This is a genomic window from Kriegella aquimaris (assembly GCF_900103215.1).
GTDB classification, from domain to species: Bacteria; Bacteroidota; Bacteroidia; order Flavobacteriales; family Flavobacteriaceae; genus Kriegella; species Kriegella aquimaris.
On sequence record NZ_FNGV01000012.1, the window covers coordinates 163,784 to 171,074 of the forward strand.

The window sequence follows — 7,291 nt, forward strand, 5'->3', positions numbered from 1 at the left end:
CGTTTTTCGGGAATTTTGTTTTTAGGAAATCATGAATTTAATATAGCATTATTAGTCCGACCAAAGCAACCACCAAAAACTTTATGAGATGAATGGCTTAATTATGGATTACCCGCTTACCACGAACACCATTCTTGAATATGGAAATAGTGTTTTTCACCATAAAAAAATAATAACCTATTTACCCAATGGTACGCGCCATGAGTATTTGTTTGGCGACATGTATAAACGCTGTAAGCAACTGGCGAATGCTTTGACCCAAAAATTGGGCATTACCAAAGGAGATATGGTTGGCACCTTTGCTTGGAACCATGGTCCGCATATCGAGTTATATTATGGCATAAGCGGTGTTGGAGCCGTTTGTCACACGATAAACATTCGCTTGTCGGCACAGCAAACGGAATATATCGTTAATAATTCAGAAGATAAGGTCATTTTTGTAGATGCCACTTTAGTGCCTCTTTTAGAAAAAATTGCTCCGCTATTTGAAACAGTAGAGTGCTTTGTACTTCTTAATGCACCAAAAGATTTTGTGACCACATTGCCAAACACCATGCATTATGAAGATTTAATTGCCGACCAATCGGAAGATTTTGACTGGCCCACCCTAGATGAAAACGATGCTTGCGGCATGTGTTACACCAGTGGCACAACCGGTCTTCCCAAAGGCGTTCTCTATTCACACAGATCAACTTTTTTACATGCATCTACTATTCTTGCGCCTAATGCGGGAAATGTAAGTACGAGAGATATTATCCTGTTGATCGTACCCCAATTTCATGTAATGGCCTGGGGTTACCCTTACATGTGCCTATTATCCGGATCTGATATGGTTATGCCTTCCTCTAATTTAAAACCCGACGCCCTTATTAAAATACTCATCGAAGAGAAGGTTACCAAGGCAAATGGGGTTCCCTCTATTTGGCTTGGTGTTTACGATGAGATGAAAAAGAATCCCCCTAAGGAGAAATTGGCTTTAGAGGAATACCTCGTTGGAGGTTCGGCACTGCCTATGAGCCTCATCGATAATTTTGAAAGAGATTTTGGCATAAAAGGGGTTCAAGCATGGGGAATGACCGAAACATCACCATTGGGAACATTGTGTCGATTGCAACCCAAACACGATCAGCTCCCTTACCAAGAAAAACTCAAAATAAGGGCCAAACAAGGCATTGCTTTTCCCGGGGTAGAACTGAGAATCATGAAAGACGACGGTACCTTGGCTCCTAAAGACGGAAAAACCATGGGAGAGTTACAGGTCAAAGGAGCTTGGACGGTGAGTGCTTATTTCAAAACGAACAATCATGAAAGTTTTACCAAAGACGGATGGTTTAAAACCGGGGATGTAAGTACTATTGATGAAGACGGCTATATGCATATTACCGATAGAACCAAAGATCTTATCAAAAGTGGTGGTGAATGGATATCAAGTGTTGCTCTTGAATCGGCCCTTATTTCCCATCCGAAAATAAAAGAGGCCGCTGTAATCGCCATTCCCGATGCCAAATGGGTAGAACGGCCTTTGGCCCTTTTGGTTCTAAATAACACACAAGACCGCCCGACGGATAAAGAGCTGATTGCATTTTTGGCTCAGGATTTTGCAAAATATCAAATTCCTACGGACTATGTTGAAGTCGATGAAGTGCCCAAAACCAGCGTGGGCAAATTTGATAAGAAAGAAATCAGAAAATCATATGCGGAAGGCAAGCTGACAAAGGCTTTGTAAGCAAGAAGACCACATCACAGGAATGAGGTACATCATCAGAACATTACCAACTTTGGCTCCTTCTAATAAAAAAATCCCGATACAGTATCGGGATTTTCTTACTTCGTTAATCTAATGGACCTTCAACATTTATAAAGCACTATTTTTTTCCTCCTTGGCTAATAATTTTTCTTCGTTTAAACACCTCTATGATTGATCTATCTGAGCCCAAGGCTATATCATCCTCCGAAAAACTAGTTACCAATATTTGTTGATCGCCTTTACGTTTGTAATCATAGGTAATATAAATAGTTCCATCATTTGTTTGCTGACCATCTGGGTATGAAACATCTTTTCGTTCGTCCAGTAATAGCCCATTTGACCATGAATGTCCATCATCTTTTGACACAAAGGCCATCAGATGAGATCGGCCTATTTTCATATCTATTGGCCCATGTTTTACTAGTAAAAGATTTCCAGAATTAAGTCTATGAATAAAAAATCGAGCCGTTGGGTGTTGAATTTTAGAAGGTATTAGAGAAGTCCAAGAATATCCCTTGTCCTTTGAAATGCTTTCGCCTATCCCATATTTGGTTCGAACAAGCATCCACAATGTTCCATCTTTTCTCTCAACAATCATGTGTTCATCAGCATTGCGAAACAATTCCGGAACGTTAACAGAACCACGTACTTGCCAGCTTTGGCCATGATCAACTGATATAACTGCTTTTGTTCCATCGTTTATTTGCCATGTCGAAACTGGTAAAACCCATTCACCTGTAGATAATACGATTGGCTTACACATCATGATACCATCAATAATCCGTTTTGGTTTTGACCATGATGGGTTACTATCTTCTGCATCATCCACCGTCAAAACCCACACACCGGTATTAATGCCATCGTAATGCTTATCCATCTCCTTATGAATTGATTGTGACCAAAATACCCAGAGTTTACCTTCAGGGTCAACCCATAGCTCAGGATCAAATGCCCGAACAGGACCCTGTTCATCGGGATCTATTATAAGAACTTCCTCCCAAGTTTCTCCCTGATCCCCACTGGTAGCAACAACTACATAATTATTAAAATCTTCCCCTGGTGTTATACCGGCATACCATGTAGCCCACATACGCCCTTTAGGACTTATTGCTAGGCTGGAAATACCGGTGAATTTTCTGCTTTCAGGTGAATAATTTTCCACTGATGATGGATTCTTTATCAATTTGGGCGGGTCAAGAAAGGTTTTATCCATTTGACCAAGACACAAATTATGTATCATTGTGGTTATAAGAAATACGTAGCAAACTTTTGAATTCATCATATATTAAATTTATTTTACTCGGTCATTGCCTGAACATTAAAATACGTGCCCACAATTTCACTTTTCCAATGATCGTTTGGGTTGGTGCGGGAATAAACTACCAGCAAGACGTCTGGAGCTACTTCCGTCGCTGAAACATAATTCCCACAATCTGGGGGATAAAGATCATTGTAGAATGGAATAATTGGTCCCCAGGTATCTCGATCACCTTCGTTAAACATTATCCAGTTGCCAGGCCGCCCATAAGTTAATGCTGTAATTCCATTTTTCATCAGAGTAGCATCTGGCCAAACACCATGGTCAGTTATGGGATCCGGAATACTCCAGTTTTTACCGCCATCAACAGAAACGCTCTTATAAATAGGTGTTTGTTGCCCCAATCCGAAAGGCATTTTATTATCCCAATCGTTATTATTAAAACTACCTAAGGAGGCTTGATAACTAGCGCCCGACCTCATGAAGCAGTTGATTTTGCCATCGGGAAGAACCAATAGGGATGCTTCATTAAAACCCTCTCCCCTATTATCTTCTGACATATCGAAAGCCACGGTTGATAAATAATGCCAAGTCTTACCTCTATCCGAGGATTTTAGAACAATGTCACGAAATTTATTCTCAATGGTGTTCTTGACTCCACTTCTGAGGTACATACTCATAAGAAGGCTGCCATCATCAAGCCCAACAATATTGCGGCATAAAACTCCCGACCAATCCTTAAATTTTTCAGGTAGATAAATCCTGGCAGGGTCACTTATTCTAGTTAATCCATTATCCTTTGAACGAAAAAAGTTGGCTTCCAAAACCCCTTCCTCATTAGTCTTTTGCAAAGAAATTTCCGGTCTTCCCGCGCTAGTCGAACCTCCCGCCTGATTATCCGACTGAAACATGACCACTTCCCCTTCTGGCCCAGGGAACTGGTAGGTAGAATTTTCCAGAATATGGGGAACCTGACGCCACGTCTTTCCTCCATTATTTGAACGCCTATCAAATACTTGAATGTCTCCATTGTTATATTTGAAAACACTACCGGCAGGGCAGAAAAATTCTTGCTCTGGAACAATCACATGGGTCTCCCCTCTAATTACCTTAACCCCCGGAACATAACTCACCCTAGACTTGACTTTCTCATATTCAGAATTAAAAACAGAAGGCGCCTTGTTTACCATGGCGGGCTCATCTTTTGGGTTTTTCTGGGCAAGTATACCTGTTGTAGAAAAAGAAATTACAGCTAAACAAAGGAAAACGTCAAGCTTTGAAACGTTGAAAAAATTCATAAGTGTTCTGGTTATTTTTAATTTGTTTGTCTCTCCTGCTTCAATAAATCTAACATTAAGGACAGCTGTTGAAATTTTGGTTAATTATTTTTTTGCCCTAACCACCCGAGTTCCAACTTTTTCAATGGTACGCCTGTCATCTTCAAAATCGATTCAATTCCATAAGAAACCTAAAACATGAACTTTAAACCCTTTGCCATGTATATTCTTACATTAAAACAATTGGGCCGATACTTGACAGAGGTTTGTTTTTTTGTGCTATGGACAAAAATGGAAATATAACATGAAAAACTGCATACAACAACTTTCATGGATTTTTTATGGAAACAAAATGTATCCATTTGATAAGCGCCTAATTATTAACATGCAGCTAACGATGTTACACAATGCAACACAAAAAAGAAATTCTATAATTTAAATTATTACTATTCAGATAGTTATTCTTGTTACTAATATTGAATAAAAAAGCCTGCCTATCCACGAAAAAAATCTGGGTCGACTACTGTTTTTTTTACGAAAAAGCTATTGAAAATCAAAAAGTCATTGAAAAAGTTATGCAAGGTTTCGGATATCATCAATCATCCAATCCATTTTCACCATAATGCAAGACTCTTTGTGGTATAGGAAAATTTTAAAGTGGCTATCGCTCAACTTCGCCCTATTGATAGATTGCAAACAATCACGCACAAAAAAACAGCTATTGATGTTGGTGCATCAAAATACTATTTAGAACAATAAAATATGTCGTGCCAGAAAATAAAAAATCCCCTGATTTTATTAGAATCAGGGGATTATCACGTTGGCCTACTAGGACTCGAACTTATATGCTTTTAACCCCATATAAATCTATTTGACTGAAAACGTGCAAGTTAAGCGAACTAAAAAATCAAATAAGACCATATTAAACCAAGAAAAACCATCATTTGTTGTACCTATGTTGTACCCAGTTTTTGTATCTTTACCGTCCACAAGATCCGATATACGCTAGGAAGTATGGCAACAATTACTACGATATTAAGAAAAAAAAGCAACAAAAAAGGACTTTTTCCTATTTCTGTTCGCGTCACGAAGGATAGAAAATCCACGTATCTGTATACAGGACAGTATCTTGATCCGAAATACTGGGATGAAAAAAAGCAGCGTGTGAAAAAATCACACCCTAATTCATCACGTTTAAACAATCTGATCGCAATTAAGCAAGCTGAAGCGAATGCCATTTTATTGGATACCGCCGCAAAAGATGGTGACCATTTTTCTGTGCAAGAGCTGAAATCTCAATTAACGACAACGCTAACCGGGCACTCCTTTTTTGATTACGCTGAAAAACACTTTAAGCAGTTAGAGGAAAGCAAGAAACTTTCTCGTATCGATAGCGAACGTCCACTGCTTAATCGAATTAAAGACTATGTTGGGGACAAGACATTAAGCTTTGACCAGATTACTGTTTCTTTTCTTAGAGGCCTTAAAAGTTATTTAAAGGCCAGGGGCACGCTAGGGGACAGAAGTATTGCAAATATTCTCATGTTCATCCGGACACTATATAATAGGGCTATACAAGAAAAACTAGTAAAACAGGAATTTTATCCATTTGGATCAGAGAAGGGCAAGATTAGAATCAAAATCCCTCAATCAGTGAAAATAGGTCTAACCGTTAAAGAAATTGCCCGTATCGAAAATTTAAACCTTTCAGAACATGCGCCTCTAAAACATGCTCGGAATGTTTGGTTGTTCAGCTTTTATTTGGCAGGAATGCGAATTGCAGATGTTTTGAAAATAAAATGGAAGGATATTCAAGAGGGGCGGCTTTATTATCAAATGAATAAAAACAGCAAGGTAATCTCATTAAAAATATCAGACAAGCTCCAAAACATTATCAACCAATATTCCGTCACTATTCTCGACATGGATGAGTACATTTTTCCGGAATTAAGAGGTATTGACCGTGACAATACGGACCGTATGCTTCGTAGCACAAAAAATGCGACCTTAAAATTCAATAAACATTTAAAGAAGATTGCTGAAAAGGCCGAGATTAGCAAAAAAATAACCATGCACATTGCACGTCATTCGTTTGGCAATATTGCAGGAGATAAGATTCATCCACTGATGCTACAAAAGCTCTATCGTCACAGCGATTTAAAAACCACCATAAACTATCAGGCGAATTTTATTCATAAAGAAGCGGATGAGGCTTTGGATGCAGTAATTAATTTTTAGTCCTGTATTATATATTGTTAAAGTTCACTATCTCACATTCGTTGGATTTGTGAAATGGATACTCGATAAACGGGACTTGAATCCAAGAATATTAGAACGAAGCATTTTGCTCGGGACGGAGCGTAGCGGGCATGTGCTGAGGGATAATACCATAGATACAGCAAAAAGTATATTTGATAGTTCAATAAAACCTTAATTTTCATAGAATGATTTTCCGAACAACCATATTTTATGGAATAGAGAATTATCTGATGATTAAGTGAAAATCTTTCGAAACGCTTAATTTGAAATGGCAAGCCCTATTCCACTGCCGCCCCCGGTGACGATGGCCGTTTTTCCCTTTAAGTCAAATTTCATTTTTATGCGGTGTTAATATTTATACGTGCTATTATGGTAATTCACAATACATATCAAATATACTTTATCGGGCATTGGATTGAAATTGAATCCGCAGAAAAATGATGGCCACCCCGGATTCCCAGTGCTTTCACCTCCGATTGCCTATCAATTATTGGATTGACTGTTCTACGTCCCCCGCTTTCGGAATGGAATCGGCGCCCACGAAAAATGGTTGAACGGCAGAATCAATCCCATTATCTATCAAAAGTACCGGGGATGCCTTTCTTAGCTCCTGCAATGCCACTTCCGATATGTTCGTATCCCATAGATACAAGCTTTTCAATTTCACCAAATTCTTAAATACGGCGATACTTTGGTCTCCGATGTCGGTACCGTATACTTTGAGGGTATGCAGGTTCGAGAGGTTCTTAA

At 38.8% G+C, this 7,291-nt stretch carries 5 protein-coding genes; 2 read left to right on the forward strand and 3 right to left on the reverse strand.

What is annotated here, in order from left to right; translation table 11 throughout:
* Positions 1 to 88 precede the first annotated feature (88 nt).
* Positions 89 to 1,726 (forward strand): long-chain fatty acid--CoA ligase, encoded by a 1,638-nt coding sequence (locus tag BLS33_RS19190; RefSeq protein ID WP_089893514.1) that lies wholly within the window; start codon positions 89 to 91, stop codon positions 1,724 to 1,726.
* Between the two features lie 139 nt (positions 1,727 to 1,865).
* Here the strand turns inward: BLS33_RS19190 and BLS33_RS19195 are convergent, their stop codons facing one another.
* Positions 1,866 to 2,960: a sialidase family protein gene (locus tag BLS33_RS19195; RefSeq protein ID WP_176801453.1), complete on the reverse strand. Its 1,095-nt coding sequence runs from the start codon at positions 2,958 to 2,960 to the stop codon at positions 1,866 to 1,868.
* An 83-nt stretch (positions 2,961 to 3,043) separates the two neighbouring features.
* Positions 3,044 to 4,303: a sialidase family protein gene (locus tag BLS33_RS19200; protein WP_089893517.1), complete on the reverse strand. Its 1,260-nt coding sequence runs from the start codon at positions 4,301 to 4,303 to the stop codon at positions 3,044 to 3,046.
* 993 nt (positions 4,304 to 5,296) lie between these two features.
* Here BLS33_RS19200 and BLS33_RS19205 point away from each other — a divergent pair.
* Positions 5,297 to 6,520, forward strand: a complete 1,224-nt coding sequence (locus BLS33_RS19205) for a site-specific integrase (protein ID WP_089893520.1) — start codon at positions 5,297 to 5,299, stop codon at positions 6,518 to 6,520.
* A gap of 508 nt (positions 6,521 to 7,028) precedes the next feature.
* On the opposite strand, the gene BLS33_RS24940 is transcribed toward BLS33_RS19205, so the two are convergent.
* The coding region (locus BLS33_RS24940) for a hypothetical protein (protein ID WP_218129609.1) at positions 7,029 to 7,291 on the reverse strand (263 nt) is incomplete at its 5' end.

Bases quoted from the DNA above. Each gene is read 5' to 3' on its own strand.
- BLS33_RS19205 (WP_089893520.1), top strand. From the start codon at position 5,297: ATGGCAACAATTACTACGATATTAAGAAAAAAAAGCAACAAAAAAGGA.
- BLS33_RS19200 (WP_089893517.1), bottom strand. From the start codon at position 4,303: ATGAATTTTTTCAACGTTTCAAAGCTTGACGTTTTCCTTTGTTTAGCT.
- BLS33_RS19190 (WP_089893514.1), top strand. From the start codon at position 89: ATGAATGGCTTAATTATGGATTACCCGCTTACCACGAACACCATTCTT.
- BLS33_RS19195 (WP_176801453.1), bottom strand. From the start codon at position 2,960: ATGGATAAAACCTTTCTTGACCCGCCCAAATTGATAAAGAATCCATCA.